Consider the following 17967-nt stretch of genomic DNA (forward strand, 5'->3'; position numbering starts at 1 on the left):
AATTCCAATGTAATATTCCATCAGGCACCTCCTTAAGGTATTGTGTTTCCCTAAGCATACCAGATTGATACCAGCTTGGTATGCACAGGAGGTGCCTCTTATATGATTATCAATGCGGCAAAAGCGGGTGAAACTGCGCCTTCATGAAAAGCTTTCAACTTGGAAAGGTCACTCAGTTCGTTGTAGTAATTTTTTACAACTTTATGAGTAACTTTAATATTCAGGGTATTCATTGCTTCCTCGAAAACTACAAAGTCATAATTAAATCCTGTAAGTTGTTATCATAGCAAATTTTTTAATGAAATTCTAAATAAAAAGCCGGGGACCACAGCGAGTCACCCGGCTTATTGACGCTGAAGGCAATGCTTAAGGCAAGGCTGGTCTACTTCTTATTTTCATCAGCTTCGCCGGTGGCATGCCCGTGCAGTTTGACCTCAACCTTTTCCTCGAGGCCCTGGTAGTAATCCTGGAGAATCTTGACCACCTCAGGCCGCGAGAACTCGGAAGGCAGTTCACCGCCTTCGGACAGGGTCTTGCGCACCATGGTTCCAGAAAGCAGGAGTCTATCTTCCGCCTTGTGCGGGCAGGTCCTCATGGAAGCCATGCCGCCGCACTTATAGCAATGGAATGTCCAGTCTATGTTAAGGGGCTGAATGACCAAGGAATCCTCAGGGATCTCATCGAAAATCTTCTGAGCGTCAAAAGGGCCGTAATAATCGCCCACACCGGCATGATCACGACCGACGATGAGGTGAGAGCACCCGAAATTCTGGCGGAAGACTGCATGCAACAAGGCCTCCCGCGGCCCGCCGTAGCGCATCTCCATAGGATATCCACGGCTAACAATGGTATTGGGCACAAAGTAATTCTCAACTAAGGCGTTTATGGCCGCCACACGCACATCCGCCGGAATATCACCGGCCTTGAGCTTGCCTAAAAGCTGGTGGATAAGAACGCCATCCATAACCTCAACGGCAATTTTAGCCAGGAACTCGTGAGAGCGGTGCATGGGATTGCGGAGCTGCAATGCCGCGATTCTGTTCCAGCCTAATTCCTCGAACAGGGCCCGGGTCTCAACCGGTTTGGCATAGATGTCTTTATACTCTTCCGGGAAACCTCCTTCGGACAGAACCTTAACCGGGCCGGCGATGTTGAACTGCTTCTGGTCCATGACTTTGGCCACGCCCGGATGCTCCGGATCGTCAGTCATAAAGATCTGTTTGCACTCATGAGTCTTGTCAATCTCATACTTTTCCTCGACCTTCATGGTGGCGATCAGGCCGCCATACTCGTCGCTGTATAGCGCTATCTCATCTCCTGCATTGACGCCATCCGATTCATCCACAGAACAGGTAATCGGGATGGGCCAGAAGGTTCCATCGGCCATTTGATAATTGTCACAAACGCCTTGCCAGTCGGCCTTGGTCATGAAGCCTGTTAATGGAGTAAAGGCCCCAATACCCATCATGAAGAGGTCACCGGCCTCACGGGTAGTAATGTCTACATGCTTTAAATCAGCCGCCCTTTTTATCTCGGCTTCCAATTCCGAACCTTCGAGAAGCAGGGGTTTTAGCTCACTGCTGCCATGTGGGGGAACGAGTGTCATCGGTTTTTCTCCTTTTTCAGTATTGTTTTTTTTATAGTTGCTTGTTATTTCAAGGGCTTAAATGAAAAAGAAAAATCTTTTTCATACTTGTGCAATACGGTACAAATATAGACTATGCTAAGGAAATGTCAAGGAAAAAATAGGGTCACCACCTTGCCTTGAGCTCATTCCTTGCCTTATAAAGTATCAATCATGGGATAAGAATAGAACCAGAGCTTCTGACTTCAAATCGCTTTGTTACGGATGCAATTGCCCTTTACAAATTGCGTGTGGATGATTATCATTACTTAAGTATTTCAAAATTTGAGCCACGGTTCATCCGAGCCTCAGTCTTGAAATTTACAAGGTAATAATGATCAATCAGACATGAGAAAATTAACTAGAAAGGGCTGAGGATGCAGTCAAACCTTATTCAGCCCGGTTACCACAAAATCCGATGCCCAAGTAAAGGCTGAACGCGAGACGGTCTCAAGGCCAGCGATTTTTAACATGAGGGAAATAAAATGATCAATCTGAGGATTGTTAATGACGTCGCCGCTATGAATCAGGGATTGAAACGGCTTCTGGACCAGATATTTGTCGGTTTGGATGCCAGAGTCTGCCTGCACGGCCAGACCTGGGCGCCTCAAATGGACATATATGAGACGCCGGAAGTTTATATCATTGTTGCTGAAATGTCAGGGTTGAACCCGGAGGAAGTTGATCTCATTGTGGATCGGAACTATATCAAGATCTCCGGGTGCAGGCAGCAGCCCATCCTGTCTTCCCCCCTCCTCGTCCACCAGATGGAAATAGACTATGGGGTTTTTGAACGAGCCTTCCGCCTGCCGAGTCCTGTCAAGCCGGAGGAGGCCAGCGCCACTTCTGAACAGGGTCTGCTCAAGATTATCCTGCCCAAGGAGATTCAGCGTCAAAAAAAAATCGGGATCACCAGTGAATAATCAACTAACTAGTCAGCTAAGCAGATACGGAGCTTCATGAATATGAGTAATGAGAGTCCATCAGCGACAGACTCTGCTTCCACCGGCCCCGGCCCAAACCAGCACCGGCCGGACCAGCCGAATATACCAGAAGTTTTAGCCGTCCTGCCGGTGGGTGAAGTCAATCTTTTCCCGGGATTGATCCTCCCACTGATGGTTATGGACCCGAAATTCATCAATGCGATTCAGGAAAGTATGTCCTCTGACCGCATGGTCGGTCTTTTCGCTGTTAAGGACGAGGTAAAAGAAAAAGAGAAGCTAGAGCCCGGAGACCTCTTTGAGGTCGGGTCAGCAGGTTACGTGCTTAAGATGTCCAGGACGGAAGAGGGGCTGCTCCAGGTTCTGCTTCAGGGCTTGAGCCGCATCCGGATGAAGCGCATCGTCGAGACTGAACCCTATTTTAAGGCCAGGATCGAGGTCTTGACCGACAGCTTCAAGATGGACAAAGAAATCGAAGCCTTGATGAGCACCCTGCGCGGGCTCTTCAGCAAGCTCCTTGATATGTCCCCCACCCTGCCCAAGGAATTGGGTTTGATGAATCAGAACATCGAGCATCCCGGCCTGCTGGCCGATATGATCGTATCAGCTTTAAACATCAAAAAGCAGGAAAAACAGGACTTCCTTGCCAATCTGGACATCAAAGACAGATTAAAGAAGGTCTCTGCCTTCCTGCAGCATGAGTTGGATGTCATGGAGCTTGGGTCCAAGATTCAAGCCCAGATCAAAGGCAAGATTGATAAAACCCAGCGGGAGTTTTACTTACGGGAGCAGCTTAAAGCCATCAAGAACGAGTTGGGCGAATCGGACGAAGCCTCAGTGGAACTGCAAGAACTTGAGAAGCGCCTGGCCGAGAAAGGGCTGCCCGAGGAAGCGTCCAAAACAGGCACACAGGAACTGGAGCGCCTCAAGAAAATGAACCCCGCCTCGGCCGAGTATACCGTTTCGCGAACCTACCTGGACTGGTTCCTGGATCTGCCTTGGTCCGAGGAGACCGACGACAACCTGGACATAGAGCAAGCTCAAAGGGTTTTAGATGAAGACCATTACGGCCTGGAAAAGGTCAAGAAAAGAATCATTCAATACCTGGCTGTCCGCAAGCTCAGTCCGGGCATGAAAGGCGCCATCCTCTGCCTGGTCGGCCCGCCGGGAACGGGAAAGACTTCACTCGGCCGCTCCATTGCCCGCGCCATCGGCCGTAATTTCGTTCGTATCTCTCTGGGCGGCGTTCGGGATGAGGCTGAGGTTCGGGGTCATCGCAGAACCTACGTTGGAGCCTTGCCCGGGCGCATCATCCAGGGGCTCAAAAAGGCGGGGTCGCGTAATCCGATTTTTATGCTCGACGAGATTGACAAACTTGGGACTGACTTCAGGGGTGACCCCTCCTCCGCTCTTCTCGAGGTCCTGGACCCGGAACAAAATTCCACCTTTTCTGATCACTACCTCGAAGTGGAGTTCGATCTTTCCCACGTCATGTTTATCACCACGGCCAATATGATGGACACCATCCCTCCCCCGCTGCTAGACCGGATGGAGGTTCTGACTCTCTCCGGCTACACCGAGGAGGAAAAACTGGCCATTGCCAGGCGTTATCTGGTTCCCCGCCAGAGAAATGAACACGGCCTGAAGCCCAGGGATATCATCTTCAGGGACTCCGCCATCAAACGGATCATTTCAGCCTACACTAAGGAGGCGGGTTTAAGAAACCTGGAGCGGGAGATCGCCAACATCTGCCGGCATGTGGCCACCGAGAAGGTCAAAGGCAAAAAGAAAAAAGTGTCTGTCACGGCCTCCGACCTTCAGGCCATCCTCGGGCCGCCCCGATTCGAAAGCGAAGTCCGGGCCCGAACCTCGATGCCCGGAGTAGCCACAGGTCTGGCAGTAACGCAGGCCGGCGGGGATATCCTCTTTATCGAAGCTACCAGCATGCCCGGGTCCAAGGGATTGATCCTGACCGGCCAGTTGGGCGACGTTATGAAGGAAAGCGCGCAGGCCGCGCTGAGTTACGTCCGTTCGCATTCTTCCGAGCTGGGCTTGAAGAACGATTACTTCAGCAGCCATGATATTCATGTCCATATCCCGGCCGGAGCTACGCCAAAAGACGGGCCTTCAGCCGGTATTGCTCTGGCCACGGCCTTGACCTCATTGGTTACAGGCCGTCCAATCCGCTCCGACCTCGCCATGACCGGTGAAATCACCTTACGAGGCCTGGTGATGCCTGTCGGAGGCATTAAAGAAAAAGTCCTGGCGGCAAAACGCGCTGGAATAAAAAATGTCATCATCCCAGCGAGAAATGAACCTGATCTGGAAGATGTTCCTGAAGCGATCAAGCAGCAGATGAATTTTTACCCGATCAAGCGGATTGACGAGGCGCTGGCCCTGGCATTTGAAAAACCAAAAGCCGTAAAAAAGAAGCCGCACTCCCGAAAATGAAGTCGAACCTGCGAGGCTGGGGGAGTAAACCCCGCCCTTTCCGGGAAACCGATGCGCGCTCAGGAAGGAGTCTCTCTTGGACCTGATTGACCTGCACGCCCATACGACCGCCTCTGACGGCTCGCTGACACCAGGTGAGCTGGTGAACCTGGCCTTTCGAATTGGTCTTAAGGCCGTGGCGGTGACGGACCACGATACCGTGGCCGGCGTGTCCGAGGCCTTGTCCCGGGGAAAGGAACTGGATTTTGAAGTCGTGCCTGGCATAGAAATAAGCGCCGAATTCAAGCCCGGCTCCATGCATATACTTGGCTACTTTATTGATCACACCCACCCGGGCCTTAACTCCAGGCTGACACAGCTCCAGGAGGCCCGCCGAAACCGCAACCCTAAAATCGTGGCCAAGCTGAATGCGCTGGGCCTTGACATTACCATGGAGGAAATCCAGGCCGTGGCCGGGGGGGAACAAATCGGCCGGCCTCACTTTGCAAAAGTCATGGTAAACAAGGGTTACGTGGACACGTTCAATGAGGCCTTTGATCTGTATCTGGCCAAGGGCGCTCCAGCCTATATGGACAAGTTTCGTTTTTCTCCAGCAGAGGCCATGGAGATGATTCGTGAGGCTGGAGGATTACCGGTTCTGGCCCATCCTCTAACTCTTGGTCTTGATGAGCCGGAAGACCTGGAAGCCTTGATCGCTAATCTGGTTAAAAATGGATTAGCCGGTCTCGAGGTCTATTACTCGGAGCACACGTCCGAGATGTGTCAGACCTATTTTGCCTTGACTGAAAAGTATAACCTCAGTCCTACCGGCGGTTCTGATTTTCATGGCAAGATCAAGGCGCGGATCGAATTGGGACGCGGCCTGGGTAACTTAGCCATACCTTACGAATGGCTGACGTCTTTGCGTCAGAGATGGAAGAATAAAAAATGAATCAACCCCCGGATGTATTGGCCCTGGCATTCAGCCCCCGCAAGGCGGGTAACTCAGACCTGCTCTTGGATGAATTCCTGCGGGGAGCGCAGGCGGCCGGCGCTGGGATTAACCGGATAGCCGTGAGAGATTTAAGTGTGCGCGGCTGTCTGGAATGCGGCGAATGTGACGAGGCGGGCGAATGCGTCATCCGGGATGACATGGACGACCTTTATCCTCTCTTGATCCAGACCACGCGGGTGGTTATCGCCTCCCCGATCTTTTTTTACGGCCTGCCTTCAAATGGTAAGGCCGTAATAGACCGCACCCAGGCCCTTTGGAATCGAGTGCGCTTAAACCCGGAACTCAAACGGGAAGACGGGCAAGGCCTCTTTCTCGGAGTGGGCGCCACCAGAGGCCGGAACCTTTTTGATGGGTCATTACTGACGATCAAGTATTTCATGGACGCCATCGGCCTGCCCGCACAGGCTGAAAGCTTGACTTACCGGGAGGTGGAGACCAAGGACGCAATCAAGGATCACCCCACCGCCTTGAGCGAGGCCTGTGCCGCTGGCAAGGCCTTTGTCCGGGGATAGCAGGAAACCATAATCCCGATGGAGATTATTTTTTTAGGCACAGGCACCGGTGCTCCTTCACTATTTAATCCAAATTTTAAGTAAGCATGCTATTTTCGGCGGGTAACGATGAAATCGGCCAGATCGCAGAGGTCTTTTTTCTCCTGTCTTTCCGGGAATACAGCCAGACAGTCTTTGGCTTCGGTTACGAGATGTTTGGCCTTTTCCCTGGTCTGTTCCAGGCCCTGATATTTGTCAATCAGCGCCTTTACCCGGGTGAACTCGCCGGGCGACCGTTTTTCTTTCAGGATCAGATCGCGAAATTCGCTGCGATCGGCATTATCCGCCTGATCCAGGGTCAGGATCACGGGGAGGGTAATCTTGCCTTCTTCCAGGTCATGACCCACCGGCTTGCCGAGTTCAGAGGCCGTGGTTGAATAGTCCAGGACGTCGTCAATCATCTGAAAGGCCTGGCCGACCTTACCGCCGTAATCAGACAGACTTTTTTCGTATTCTGCCCGAGCTCCACTAAAAACCGCGCCTAATCTGCAAGCTGCCTGAATCAAGGCGCCGGTCTTGCGATAAATGAGGCGCTCATACTCCGCTTCAGTGATCTCGATATCACGCTTGTGGAGGAGTTCCAAAATTTCACCCTCTGTCAGGTGGCTGGCGGTCTCGGATAAAACTTCTAAGAATTTTAATAATCTGGTCTCCACGGCTAATGAGGTCGCCTTGGCGACAAGGTGGTCTCCGACAAGTATCACGCCCTGGTTGCCATAAACAACATGGGCCGCAGCCTGACCTCGCCTGGTGTCAGAGTCGTCAACCACGTCGTCATGAAGCAGGCTCGCGGCATGGAGATGTTCAAATATGACGGAGTAATAGTAATCCTGATTGCCTTGATAACCACAGAGGCGGGCGGCTAGGATGAAGAGTGCGGGACGAATCCTTTTCCCGCCGCTGAGGAGGATATATTGACAGACCTGGGAGATATACGGAATATCTGAGGACAGGTTGGTCATGAGCCGCTGATTGATGCGGTCAAAAACAGGCCCCAACCTTTCTATTACATCATCTGCTGCCATTTTCTTCTCTCAGCGTCAGCATGGTACGCATCTTAGCCCAGCCCTCACGAAACTGTCAAGGCAGAGCTAATTGCAGTACCCTTCCACTGCCTGAGCCTTCGACCACCTCACCGATAAGGTCGTAATCAAGCGCATGAGTGATCTTAACTGGAACAATCTTTCCGGCATGAACTTCGCCCCTGGTGATGAGAACCTGACCGTCTACTTCCGGGGCCTGACCTTGGGTCCGGCTGACAAGGAAAAGGCCGGTTTCATCGGAGCGGCTTTCAATCAGTACAGGCAGAATCTGACCGGTACGGGTCTGATTTAACTTCCTGGAGATGCGCCTTTGCAGGGCCATGAGCTTTCGGCGCCGGTTCTCCTTGATCCGTTGAGGGACCTGGTTGGGAAATCTGGCTGCTGCTGTACCTTCCTCAGGGAAGAACTTGAAAACACCGAGGTGATTAAAGCGCGACTGTTTCACAAATTCCAGGAGCTGCTCAAAATCCGCATCCGTCTCGCCGGGGAAGCCGACCATGAGGGTCGTCCGAAGGCTGAGCCCTGGCAGACCTCGACGCAGGCGGGCCAGCAGGTCGGGCAGGCTGCCTTCACCTCCCCGGCCCATCCTTTCAAGTATTCCGGGGCTGGCATGCTGCAGCGGCAGGTCCAGGTAATGGCAAATCTTGGGTTCCCTGCCCATAACCTCGATTAGTTCATCGCTTACACCGGAGGGATAGGCATACATGACCCTCAGCCACTCAAAACCTTGAACGCGAACCAAACGCTCCAGCAGGGCGGCCAGATTTGTCGCGGGGCTGAGGTCCCGGCCGTAGGCCGTCGTGTCCTGGGCCACTAGAATCAGCTCTTGCACCCCATTCTCGACCAGGGACTCAGCCTCATCCACAAGATCTTCCAGGGGCCGGCTCTTAAAGGGACCTCGAAGCCGTGGAAGAAGACAATAGGAACAAGCGTTGGAGCAGCCGTCGGCAATTTTGAGGTAAGCCCGGAAAAAAGGCGCTGCCTGCAAACGCGGGCCTGAGCCTGGGGGGATAAACCCGGGCGGGGACAAAGGCCAGGAGCGCATTTTCCGCCCCCTGGCTAAAGCATCCAGAAGCCCGGGCAGCAGGTTTATCTCGCCAGTACCGCAAAAAAGATCCACCTCAGGCAGGGATAAGGCCAAATCATGCTGAAAGCGCTGGGGTAAACAGCCTGCGACTACTAGAGCCCAAGCCTGGCCCGACTTTTTAACATCGGCCATCTCTAGAATGATCTCAATGGATTCCTCAACCGCCGGTTGAATAAAAGCACAAGTATTGACCAGGATCACACCAGCCTCAAGCGATTCCTGAGTGACCTCGTAACCTCGCCGGACCAGGCTGCCCAGCAGAAACTCACTATCCACCTGATTTTTAGAACAGCCCAGACTGATAATATAAATCTTTTTATTCTGATTCTGATTCATCCAAGCGCCCTAACAGGCCTTTAGGGGCCGAATTAGAAAAAAGATCGAACGTTATAGAAATCAATGGAGCGGGATACCAGAACAAAAACGAAAACAAATATAAGCAAGCCTAGGATTATAAAGGGGGGCGATGTCCTTCCGGGTCGTTCGGATTCCTCCTCGGTCCAGCCTCCTGCCCCACGAAGCAGAGTCACAAAGTTATACATAACATAGCATTCTACAGTAAAAGGCAGAAAACCGAGAAAACCGAGAACCGGCATCTCGAAAATCTTTAACCAGCTAAAAAAAGGAACCGTATAGACCCATTTGGTTGTGGTCCAGAAATTCCAAAACTCCCAGAGTAAACCGCAGATCAGGCCGGCCGTCAGGAGCAGAAACAAGGTGCGGAGGCTGCCTTGCTCCCACTCCAGCATCAGGGAACGTCCGCCTCTAGCGTGAAGGATCGGCTCAAACAGAAAGATAAAACTGAGCCAGACCACAGGAAAAGTAAAACGGGGCCAGAAAATAGGAGCGAACAGAAAAAACAGACCGACCATGGTAAAAGGGAGATACCATGACCGGGATTTTGGAATAGGCCTGACCCGGTTCTTCTGATAAAGACCCAGACTCTCTAAAAGTTCAGTCGTCTCAAACAGAGCTGGCAACACCGTACTATAAGCAATAAAGTAGCCGCACCACCGTATCCAGGTCTCGCCAGGAACGTTTATATAATGCCAGTTTTTCAAATAAACATTGATGCCTTCGAAAATCATCCAAAAAAAGACTGAACATGGGATGAGAAGCAGAAATTCCCGACGCCGGTTAACCCAGAGGGAATTACCCTTGAGATGATAGACGACCTGGTCAACTATCAGGATGTATGACCACCAGGCTAGAGAGTAAAACCAGGTCGTGAAAGGATGGACACCGGCAAGCATCAGCCCTTCCGAAATAACCAGAATGGCCAGACCAATAAAACCGTGATATTTACGTTGTCTCACCACAGCACTTCCGCCTGAGAATGAGGCAGATCATACTCCACGCTCCTGATACTGTCAATTTGGGCAGGTAGAAGGAAAAGAAGTTATAATAGATCGTGACGGCCTTTGCGTTTAAGGGCTTCGACCGCTTTTTTCACCTGTTGATCCTTGTCTTTCGGGCAGATCAGCAAGGCGTCCGGCGTATCTATTACTACCAGATCTTTAACGCCGATCAAAGCCACCAGCTTTCCCGGGCTATAGATCACACAGCCGGAACTCTCAATAAACAGCCCCTCACACCAAACGGTGTTGCCAGCCTCTTCTGGCCAGTGCTCTGCCGCCACGGTCCAGCTGCCAACATCGCTCCATCCGATATCAGCCGGAAGCGCCAGCACGCCGGTGGCCTTTTCCATGATACCGTGATCAATAGAGATAGAGGTTAAGCCAGGGTATATTTCCGCTATGGTCGCGGCAAAGTCTGGCTGACCTAGAGTACGGGCCAGAGTTTTAAGGTGGCGCGCCATGTCGGGCCAAAGCCTGTCCAGCCATGACAGGATTGTACGTGCCTGAAAGATGAACATCCCGCTGTTCCAATAGAAACGTCCGCTAGCCAGATACTCAGTGGCCTTCTCCTGGTTCGGCTTTTCATGAAAAGATGCAACCTCATGGACCTTGGTTCCATTGACTTCCATGACCTCTTCAGCAAACTCGATATAACCATAGCCTGTTTCAAGACGGGTCGGGAGAATGCCCAGCGTGACCAGCGCTTCTGGCTGGCAGGCCAGATCGGCCCCAATCTCAACCAAGGCGCGGAATTGGGCCGTCTTGGTAATAACATGATCCGCTGGCAGGACTAACATCACACCATCAGGGTCCTTCTGGCAGACAACGTGGGCCGCCAGTCCGATGCAAGGCAGCGTGTTGCGCCCGATCGGTTCAATAATGATATTTCCCGGCGGTAAATCTGACAGAAGCGCTTCAACCTCATCGGCGTGAGGGGCGCCCGTCACTATCAAAACTCGCTCCGGAGGCACCAGAGGCAGGATGCGATCCACCGTCGAACGCAGCATGGCTTCGGAGCCGGTAATGGCTAAGAGCTGTTTGGGTCGGTTTTCACGACTGAGAGGCCAGAAACGGGTGCCTTTCCCGCCGGCCATAATCACAGCATATAAATGAGAATCTTCTTTCATCGCTGTATTTCCTTGAAGCAGCCATACTAAATCCTGCCGCATGAGAAGATTTCCGCTTTGATCACAAGGAGGCGTCTTCACTGGCTTCAGGGCCGCTCGAGCTGAAGCCTTCAAACCTGCTGATAATTCACCCTTTGCGCCTTAAACGAAATCAGCATCGAGGTTTAAATTTTTGTCATAAACTCCTTGGCTTCCTCAAAATCAGGGTTGACGGCCAGGGCTTTCTGCATGCATCCCCGGGCCTCTTCAAGGCGGCCCATCTCGAAATAACAACGGCCGAGGTTGAAGTAAAGATTTTCATCCTGGCTGGTTATTTTAAGGGCCTGATGATAATTAGCCAATGCCTGTTCGTATTTTCCCTGTTTGCGAAAGGCAATGCCAAGGCGATTGAAAACATTAAGGTCGTCCGGGCGATGTTGAAGGACCTTTGTATAAATTTCCTCAGCCCGGCTGTTTTCTTCAAGCTGGAGATAGGAATCTGCCAGGCTGATCTGGTTTTCATGATTTTCCGGGTCCAGGTTCAAGGCCTGCTTCAGGCTGCTCTTTGCCTCTTCAGCTCGCCCGGCTGAAAGATAGACTTTCCCCAGGGCGGAATGGGACCGTGTTGACTCCGGATTAACCTCCACCGCCTGTTTAAGGCTGGCGATGGCTTCTTCCAGGCGGCCTTGTTGCTTAAGGGCCAAACCCATATCTGTATGCAGTTTGGCCAGATGAGTCAGGCCTGATTTAACAGCTTGCCTGTATACACCCAGGGCCTCTTCAGCCTGGCCGGATTCCAGAAGCTCGTCGGCGTCATCTAGCAGGGTTTCGGGTCTGGGGGTCTCGTCTTTCAGGCCTAATACCTCCATGATCTTGTCCTGTAAAACTCTTGGCGAGACAGGTTTTTTGAGGAAACCGGTCACATTAAGGGACCTGGCCTCATCCAGCTCCTTCCGGCTCAGATCGGTGATGATCAGGACGCAAGACATGGAGGCAGACTCCTTATTGAGCCTTAACTCTCTCAAGAGTTTGAACCCGCTCACCTGAGGCAGGTCCCAGTCTGCCAGAAGGAAATAATTTGGATTTCGCTGGATTCGTTTCAGGGCTGCCAGGCCGTTTTCGGCAAGCGTGACCTCCCTGACATTCATGCCTTCAAGGACATCCTTAATCATCAAGGCCTCGCCCTGGTCCCTTACGGCCACTAAAAAGCTAATTTCAGAGAATTCCATATGTTGATAATACTAAATAATCCTTGAAGAATAAATAAAAAGTTCTTTTTTGATCTGTTGTATCAATATTATCATAACTAGAAAATGGTTTGACAAGTCCTGGGCAAGAATCCGACTGCTACTTCTTTCGAATTAAGGGCACGAAACGGACGGACATAAGGGCTCGGGTTTTGACCTCTCCCTCCTGGTCCTTTTCGACCAGGACCAGAGTCTGCACCGTCCATGGCGGGCCAACCGGGATGACCATCAGTCCTCCGGGTTTTAGCTGTCTAATTAAGGGGAGCGGAATGTGACCCGCGGCGCAGGTGACAATGATTCGATCAAACGGGGCCTTTTCCGGCCAGCCAAAATAGCCGTCATCAATCTTTAGGTGGATGCGATCATAGCCCAATCGGGCCAGCCGCTTCCTGGCCTCGAGATAAAGCCCGGGGATGATCTCGATAGAATAAACCTCCCCGGCCGTTCCGGCCAGGACTGCGGCCTGGTAGCCTGATCCTGTTCCGATTTCGAGAACCTTCTCCGTTCCGGATAAACCAAGAACCTCGGTCATATAGGCCACAATATAGGGCTGGGATATGGTCTGGCCGTATCCGATAGGCAGGGGCTGGTCCGCATACGCGTGTGATTTATCCCGGGACCTGACAAAGAGGTGGCGGGGGACATGACGCAGCGTGGCCAGGACCCTGGCATCTTTCACCCCCCGGGCCTGAATCTGATCTTCGACCATAGCCCGGCGTTTTTCAATGAACCTGTCTTCTTTAGCGTCAGCCGAAACGGAAAGGACCAGGCACAGCAGGCTTAAAAAAGCACATCGTTTCAGAAAATTCATGATCTTCCTCCTCTGGAGACCAATCCGGCCAGGAGGTAACACCCTCCGGCAGTCAGAATGGCGATAAGGTGGCCAAGCTGGAGGCAAATCAGGGTCGCAGCCAAGGACCCAACCACGGAAAAAAATCCATTTACGCCGTAAGCCCAGGCGCGGATCGAAGGCTCCGGTCCAACCAGATGGGTCAGACCGCCCGCAAACGGCACCCCCATAAGCAGGGCCGCCGGCGCCAGCAGCAAGCCAACCCCGAAAGCCCCTCCAGGCAGAAAGCGCAAGATAAAAAAGGCCAGGACCAGCGCCGCGGCTGAGGCTAGAGTAAATACTCTTGGCGGCCTGAGACCCCACAAAAAACTGCCCACCCCGGATAGCATTAAAAAAATCCCGATGACCAGGGGGATGGCCTGGGCAGGATGACCCAGATGATAAATGGTTTCGGCCAGCAAGGTAATTTCAGCCATCATGTAGCCCAGGCCAATCAAACTGAAGAAAATCAGGCCCGGCGGCCGAGGGCCCAGCCGAAAAAGAGGAAGAAAAATTCCGGCCCCGGCTATGAGAAGCGCTGCCACAAGTCCTCCCCAGGTAAAAAGCAACCCCCATTCAGTAACGGAAAGAAGACTGGAATCTTTAAGATTTATGATCAGGCTCAAGGTACGCAGACGGAAAAAATTAAAAAAATACGGCCGGTCCCGGGTAGCTGGATTGAGGTGAAAGGAGTTGCGGTCAAACAGTTCTTCAGCTCTGCCTGCCAGAATCATTTCCGCTCCATGAAGCAGGGGTTGGCCTGGTAACCGGTGAAAGCGATTGAGTTCTTCCGAACTCCCGCCCGGAAGATAAGGCAGGTCAAATCCTCTCTTGGAAGCCTCAGCCATAAGCCGTTTTATTTCGTCCGGGGTGAATCCTCGCGGTTTGACCAGAAGCAGAACAGTATTCCAATCGCGCGCCAGCACCAGGCCTGATTTTGAGTCCACGCCCATGTCACGCAGGGCCTGTGCCGCTGTGGCCAGCAACCTGATCGAGGCGCGTGGGGGATGCATCAGTGGGCCGGTTATCGCCAGGGCGCCCTGAGTGGTGAGGGCATTCAATATTAAGCTTAAGCCATCTACGGTCAGGAAGCGGCTGACCCCAAGTCCGGAAGCGGAACCGGATTCCCACCTGGTCCCTTGTCCCAGGACGATTAGGTTAAAGCGGTCTTGAGTACGCCTTAAAAAAAACAAAGGATCAACCTTAATTATCTGGACCTGAGGCCGCCGGTAAAGGTCCCCGTTGAACCCGGCCAGGGACCCGGTCATGAGGTCAAAGAGTTGAGGATTCTCTTCGAGGCCCACGATCTTGTTCACACCGCTGTGGAGAGCTGTTAAAAGACCCAGGCCTCCGCCGGGATTCAGGACCAGAACCTTGCCCGGGCTAACGACGTGGTAAGCCAGATGAGTTAAAAGACATCTGACAAAGGCCGGGATCGGACTGTCAAAACCAACTTTTGTGATCGGCCCGACAAGGTCTCCATCCAGAAAAAGACCTCGCTGGGGCGGAAGGAGGGCCGAGCAGGAGAGTGAGAGCCCTGGCGCGAAATGAAAAGCCGGGCCGCCGATGATCTCGATTACACCCCGCAGGCCAACCGCCTGCTGTTCGACACGGCTCCCTTGCGCCGCCAGTACGGCAGAACGATCTTTAAACGGCTCATAGTGCAAAGGAACAGGATAAAGGAAAACCAGCAAACACGCAGCAACGGCAATCAGGACCATAGGCAGAACGACCCTGCGAGCACACCCCAGGGCCTGCACTCCAAACCCCAGCATCGTCAACCCTGCCGCTGGGTAAAGAGCCTGATTCGGTAGAAGATAAATCAGAGACAATGCCGCCACCAAGCACCCCGCTCCAGACCCGGTTAAATTAAAGGCATAAGCCAGGTTTATCTTTTCTGTCCGGGCAAGAATCAGGCCGATATGGGAAGCGCTCAATAAAAAAGGCACCACCAGGATCAGGCAAACCAAACCCAGATCCAGCCAGGGCCTGCCAGCCCAAGCCAGAGCCAGAGGCTCCAGCCCAACCGCCAGAACGGCCAGATAACCAAACAGCATGGCCAGACTTGCCGCCAGGGCGGAAACCGCCAAGGCAAAAGCCTCATGTTTCTTTAAACCAGGAATTACAACGGCCAGGAGACTTCCAGCCGTCCCAAATCCGATTAAAGCCAAGGCAATAAGAAGCGAAGCAAAATGATGCCAAAAAGTCAGGGAAAAAAGGCGAGTCAGGATAACCTCAAAGGCCAGTGTCCCGGCCGAAACCATGAACATGGAACACAGGTTCCTGATGTGAAATCCGGTCATTACCGTTATCCCGTGGGTTACTAGTATAAATCTCAAACTCCATTTTGTCATCTAATGATTTTTCGATTGGGGATAACCGCCGGGCGAAGTCAAGATCTTTAAAACACAGGGTAATATAATAAATATGAGATTGTCTTGATCAAGTGATTAAAATATGGCATTCTTCAGTACAGTATTCCCGAAACTCAGTGGTGATTATCTATGATCAATAACGCGCCTCTCGACCTGGTAAAAAAGCTTTGCCAGATCGGCATTGCCCTCTCGAGCGAAAGAAACCTGCGCCGGCTTTTGGAATTGATCGTCCGTGAAGTTCGTGGCTTCACCAGGGCTGACGCTGGCAGTCTTTACATCCGTGACAATGATAAACTCCGGTTTGAAGTTTCCCAATGTGATACCATAGATAACCGGCCCGGTAAGAAAAAGGATTATTTCCGACCTTATCTACTGCCTCTGACCAATAAAAGCATTGCCGGTTACGTAGCCCTGACCGGTGAGATTCTTAACATCAAAGACGTTTACCAATTGGATGGTAAACAGGAATTCTATCATTCCAAGGATTTTGATCTGAGAAATAATTACCAAACACAATCCATGCTGGTCGTACCGATGTGCGACCACCGCGATGATATCATCGGCGTGCTGCAACTCATAAATGCCCTTGACGATCACGATCAAGTCATCTCTTTTCCGGTCGAAGTTGAAAATCTTGTCCTATCCCTGGCCTCCCAGGCAGCGGTGGCCATTCGCAACACCCAGCTTCTCGAATCAATAAAAAATATATTTAAGGCGCTGGTTCAATACTCAGCCACGGCCATTGACGCCCGAAGTCCAATGACAGCCGGTCATTCCAAACGGGTGGCCGCCCTGTCCCTGCTTCTGGCCGCAGCTATGAACCAGCAAACCGACGGCCCCTTTGCCCAGATTACCTTTACCGAAGAGGAGCTTGAAGAACTGTCGTATGCGGCCTGGCTCCACGACATTGGCAAGATAGGTGTCCCGGAACACATCCTGGACAAATCCGCTAGATTGAATGAAGTTCATATTGAGCTGATCAAGGCCCGTTTTGACCTGGCCCGGGCCCGGGTGGAGTACAACTTCCACAAAAGTCTTTCAGAAGAAAAACTAACTTCTGAAGAGATTCAAAAGGCCGAATTGACGCGTGATGAAAAGTTGACCCAGCTGGAAGAAGGACTGAATCTAGCTCTCCGCATCAACCGCGCCGGCTCGATTGGTGAAAATGATCTGGCTTGTATTAAAGAGGTCGCAGCCATGGAGTTCCTCAATTTCAAGGGGGAAAGGCAACCCCTTTTAACCGGCTTTGAGTTGAAAAACCTGACCGTAATTAAGGGAAATCTGACTGATGAGGAATACAAAGAAATTCAGTCCCATGTCAATTATACCTTGAATATTCTAAACAATATTCCCTTCACCCCTGAGTTGAGTCGTGTCCCCTTGTTCGCCGCGACGCACCATGAGATGCTTAATGGAAGCGGTTATCCTCACGGCCTGAAAGAGACAGACATCCCCCTCCAGGCCCGCATTCTGGCCATGGCTGACGTCTTTGACGCCCTGGTTGCTAAAGATCGCCCCTATAAAAAAAGCTTGCCATTGGAAAAAGCCCTGGACATCCTCCGTGAGGAAGCAATAAACGGCCGCCTGGACAAGGATATCGTAAATCTCTTTATCGAGGAGAGGATATGGACCGACGAATCGCTGGAACAAGGGCCTGACTTCTGAATCCCCAGGTCCATGATCTGAGGACCGAGAGCTCAGATTTAGCGGCGTAATTTATTATGGTTGATATCTTTAGAAAAATCGCTGAAACTAAAATTCGTGAAGCCCAGGAGAGAGGTGACTTCGATGACCTGCCCGGCCAGGGGCAACCCTTAGATCTGTCTGACTGGAGTGCGGTGCCGGAAGAACTGCGCCTGGCTTACAAAATTTTAAAGAACGCTGGCTACACCCCGCAGGAAGTGGAAATCAAAAAAGAGATCGCTCAGATTGAAGATTTATTAGCCTCCGCGAAAAGCGAAAAAGAAAAGTACCTCCAGATCAAAAAACTCAATTTTCTAGTGACTAAGTTGAATATGATGCGCTCGGTTCCGGTTCATTTTGAAAAGCATCAGGTCTACTTTGAAAAGATGGTAGATAAGATCTCTGTGGTATCGGAGAAAAAAGACAAGAGCCAGAAATAATATTCCTCTCTCCAGCTATGTCAATAGCAAATTGCTAATTTTTTCTAATCTAAAAACCTCACCACAGACAGGTCAATCCCATCATCAACATTCAATCCCTCGTCCAAGCGGGTATCCTCCTTATATTTTTAACGGATGTTCCGTAAGAAGGCCATAAGGCTGTCAGGTTGTAAGTATTTGTAAATAGAGCTATTTTCTTCTCGATTGAAGTTTTCGTTTAGTGTCTACCTTTCCTTTT

At 51.6% G+C, this 17967-nt stretch carries 14 protein-coding genes; 6 read left to right on the forward strand and 8 right to left on the reverse strand.

Annotation, left to right across the window (positions count from 1 at the left end):
• Positions 1 to 382: 382 nt before the first annotated feature.
• Entirely contained in the window at positions 383 to 1606 is a 1224-nt protein-coding gene (gene sat, locus JRI95_11160; GenBank protein MBW2062106.1) for a sulfate adenylyltransferase, read from the reverse strand.
• A gap of 503 nt (positions 1607 to 2109) precedes the next feature.
• On the opposite strand from sat, the gene JRI95_11165 reads away from it, so the two are divergent.
• The 4 genes from JRI95_11165 to JRI95_11180 all read left to right on the forward strand — a co-directional run bounded on the left by JRI95_11165 (position 2110) and on the right by JRI95_11180 (position 6522).
• Positions 2110 to 2547 (forward strand): Hsp20/alpha crystallin family protein, encoded by a 438-nt coding sequence (locus JRI95_11165; protein MBW2062107.1) that lies wholly within the window; start codon positions 2110 to 2112, stop codon positions 2545 to 2547.
• A 42-nt stretch (positions 2548 to 2589) separates the two neighbouring features.
• Entirely contained in the window at positions 2590 to 5016 is a 2427-nt protein-coding gene (gene lon, locus JRI95_11170; GenBank protein ID MBW2062108.1) for an endopeptidase La, read from the forward strand.
• A 76-nt stretch (positions 5017 to 5092) separates the two neighbouring features.
• Positions 5093 to 5947, forward strand: coding sequence for a PHP domain-containing protein (locus tag JRI95_11175; protein MBW2062109.1), 855 nt, complete (start codon positions 5093 to 5095; stop codon positions 5945 to 5947).
• Positions 5944 to 6522 carry a flavodoxin family protein gene (locus JRI95_11180; protein ID MBW2062110.1) on the forward strand — a complete coding sequence of 193 codons (579 nt, stop codon included), beginning with the start codon at positions 5944 to 5946 and terminating at the stop codon, positions 6520 to 6522. The genes JRI95_11175 and JRI95_11180 overlap by 4 nt, the downstream gene beginning before the upstream one ends.
• Positions 6523 to 6611: 89 nt before the next feature.
• Here the strand turns inward: JRI95_11180 and JRI95_11185 are convergent, their stop codons facing one another.
• The 7 genes from JRI95_11185 to JRI95_11215 form a co-directional block, all read right to left on the reverse strand.
• Positions 6612 to 7586, reverse strand: coding sequence for a polyprenyl synthetase family protein (locus JRI95_11185; protein MBW2062111.1), 975 nt, complete (start codon positions 7584 to 7586; stop codon positions 6612 to 6614).
• A gap of 55 nt (positions 7587 to 7641) precedes the next feature.
• Positions 7642 to 9027 carry a 30S ribosomal protein S12 methylthiotransferase RimO gene (gene rimO, locus JRI95_11190; protein MBW2062112.1) on the reverse strand — a complete coding sequence of 462 codons (1386 nt, stop codon included), beginning with the start codon at positions 9025 to 9027 and terminating at the stop codon, positions 7642 to 7644.
• A 32-nt stretch (positions 9028 to 9059) separates the two neighbouring features.
• Positions 9060 to 10007, reverse strand: a complete 948-nt coding sequence (locus JRI95_11195) for a hypothetical protein (protein ID MBW2062113.1) — start codon at positions 10005 to 10007, stop codon at positions 9060 to 9062.
• Positions 10008 to 10090: 83 nt separating this feature from the next.
• Positions 10091 to 11176 (reverse strand): mannose-1-phosphate guanylyltransferase, encoded by a 1086-nt coding sequence (locus tag JRI95_11200; GenBank protein MBW2062114.1) that lies wholly within the window; start codon positions 11174 to 11176, stop codon positions 10091 to 10093.
• Positions 11177 to 11340: 164 nt separating this feature from the next.
• Positions 11341 to 12327 (reverse strand): tetratricopeptide repeat protein, encoded by a 987-nt coding sequence (locus tag JRI95_11205; GenBank protein ID MBW2062115.1) that lies wholly within the window; start codon positions 12325 to 12327, stop codon positions 11341 to 11343.
• 175 nt (positions 12328 to 12502) lie between these two features.
• The gene (locus tag JRI95_11210; protein MBW2062116.1) at positions 12503 to 13213 is read right to left on the reverse strand and encodes a protein-L-isoaspartate(D-aspartate) O-methyltransferase; all 711 of its coding nucleotides are present in this window, start codon (positions 13211 to 13213) and stop codon (positions 12503 to 12505) included.
• Positions 13210 to 15534, reverse strand: a complete 2325-nt coding sequence (locus JRI95_11215) for a hypothetical protein (protein MBW2062117.1) — start codon at positions 15532 to 15534, stop codon at positions 13210 to 13212. The genes JRI95_11210 and JRI95_11215 overlap by 4 nt, the downstream gene beginning before the upstream one ends.
• A 201-nt stretch (positions 15535 to 15735) precedes the next feature.
• On the opposite strand from JRI95_11215, the gene JRI95_11220 reads away from it, so the two are divergent.
• A complete protein-coding gene (locus JRI95_11220) occupies positions 15736 to 17271 on the forward strand; it encodes a GAF domain-containing protein (GenBank protein ID MBW2062118.1) in 1536 nt (511 codons plus the stop codon).
• 56 nt (positions 17272 to 17327) lie between these two features.
• Positions 17328 to 17729 carry a DUF1992 domain-containing protein gene (locus tag JRI95_11225; GenBank protein MBW2062119.1) on the forward strand — a complete coding sequence of 134 codons (402 nt, stop codon included), beginning with the start codon at positions 17328 to 17330 and terminating at the stop codon, positions 17727 to 17729.
• Positions 17730 to 17967 lie beyond the last annotated feature (238 nt).

The organism is Deltaproteobacteria bacterium (assembly GCA_019308995.1).
Taxonomy (GTDB): Bacteria; Desulfobacterota; Desulfarculia; order Adiutricales; family JAFDHD01; genus JAFDHD01.

Coding starts and splice junctions, on each gene's coding strand:
- sat (MBW2062106.1), bottom strand. CDS start 1,606: ATGACACTCGTTCCCCCACATGGCAGCAGTGAGCTAAAACCCCTGCTT.
- JRI95_11210 (MBW2062116.1), bottom strand. CDS start 13,213: ATGAATTTTCTGAAACGATGTGCTTTTTTAAGCCTGCTGTGCCTGGTC.
- JRI95_11225 (MBW2062119.1), top strand. CDS start 17,328: ATGGTTGATATCTTTAGAAAAATCGCTGAAACTAAAATTCGTGAAGCC.
- lon (MBW2062108.1), top strand. CDS start 2,590: ATGAGTAATGAGAGTCCATCAGCGACAGACTCTGCTTCCACCGGCCCC.
- JRI95_11185 (MBW2062111.1), bottom strand. CDS start 7,586: ATGGCAGCAGATGATGTAATAGAAAGGTTGGGGCCTGTTTTTGACCGC.
- JRI95_11200 (MBW2062114.1), bottom strand. CDS start 11,176: ATGAAAGAAGATTCTCATTTATATGCTGTGATTATGGCCGGCGGGAAA.
- JRI95_11220 (MBW2062118.1), top strand. CDS start 15,736: ATGATCAATAACGCGCCTCTCGACCTGGTAAAAAAGCTTTGCCAGATC.
- JRI95_11205 (MBW2062115.1), bottom strand. CDS start 12,327: ATGATTAAGGATGTCCTTGAAGGCATGAATGTCAGGGAGGTCACGCTT.
- JRI95_11165 (MBW2062107.1), top strand. CDS start 2,110: ATGATCAATCTGAGGATTGTTAATGACGTCGCCGCTATGAATCAGGGA.
- JRI95_11180 (MBW2062110.1), top strand. CDS start 5,944: ATGAATCAACCCCCGGATGTATTGGCCCTGGCATTCAGCCCCCGCAAG.
- rimO (MBW2062112.1), bottom strand. CDS start 9,027: ATGAATCAGAATCAGAATAAAAAGATTTATATTATCAGTCTGGGCTGT.
- JRI95_11215 (MBW2062117.1), bottom strand. CDS start 15,534: ATGACCGGATTTCACATCAGGAACCTGTGTTCCATGTTCATGGTTTCG.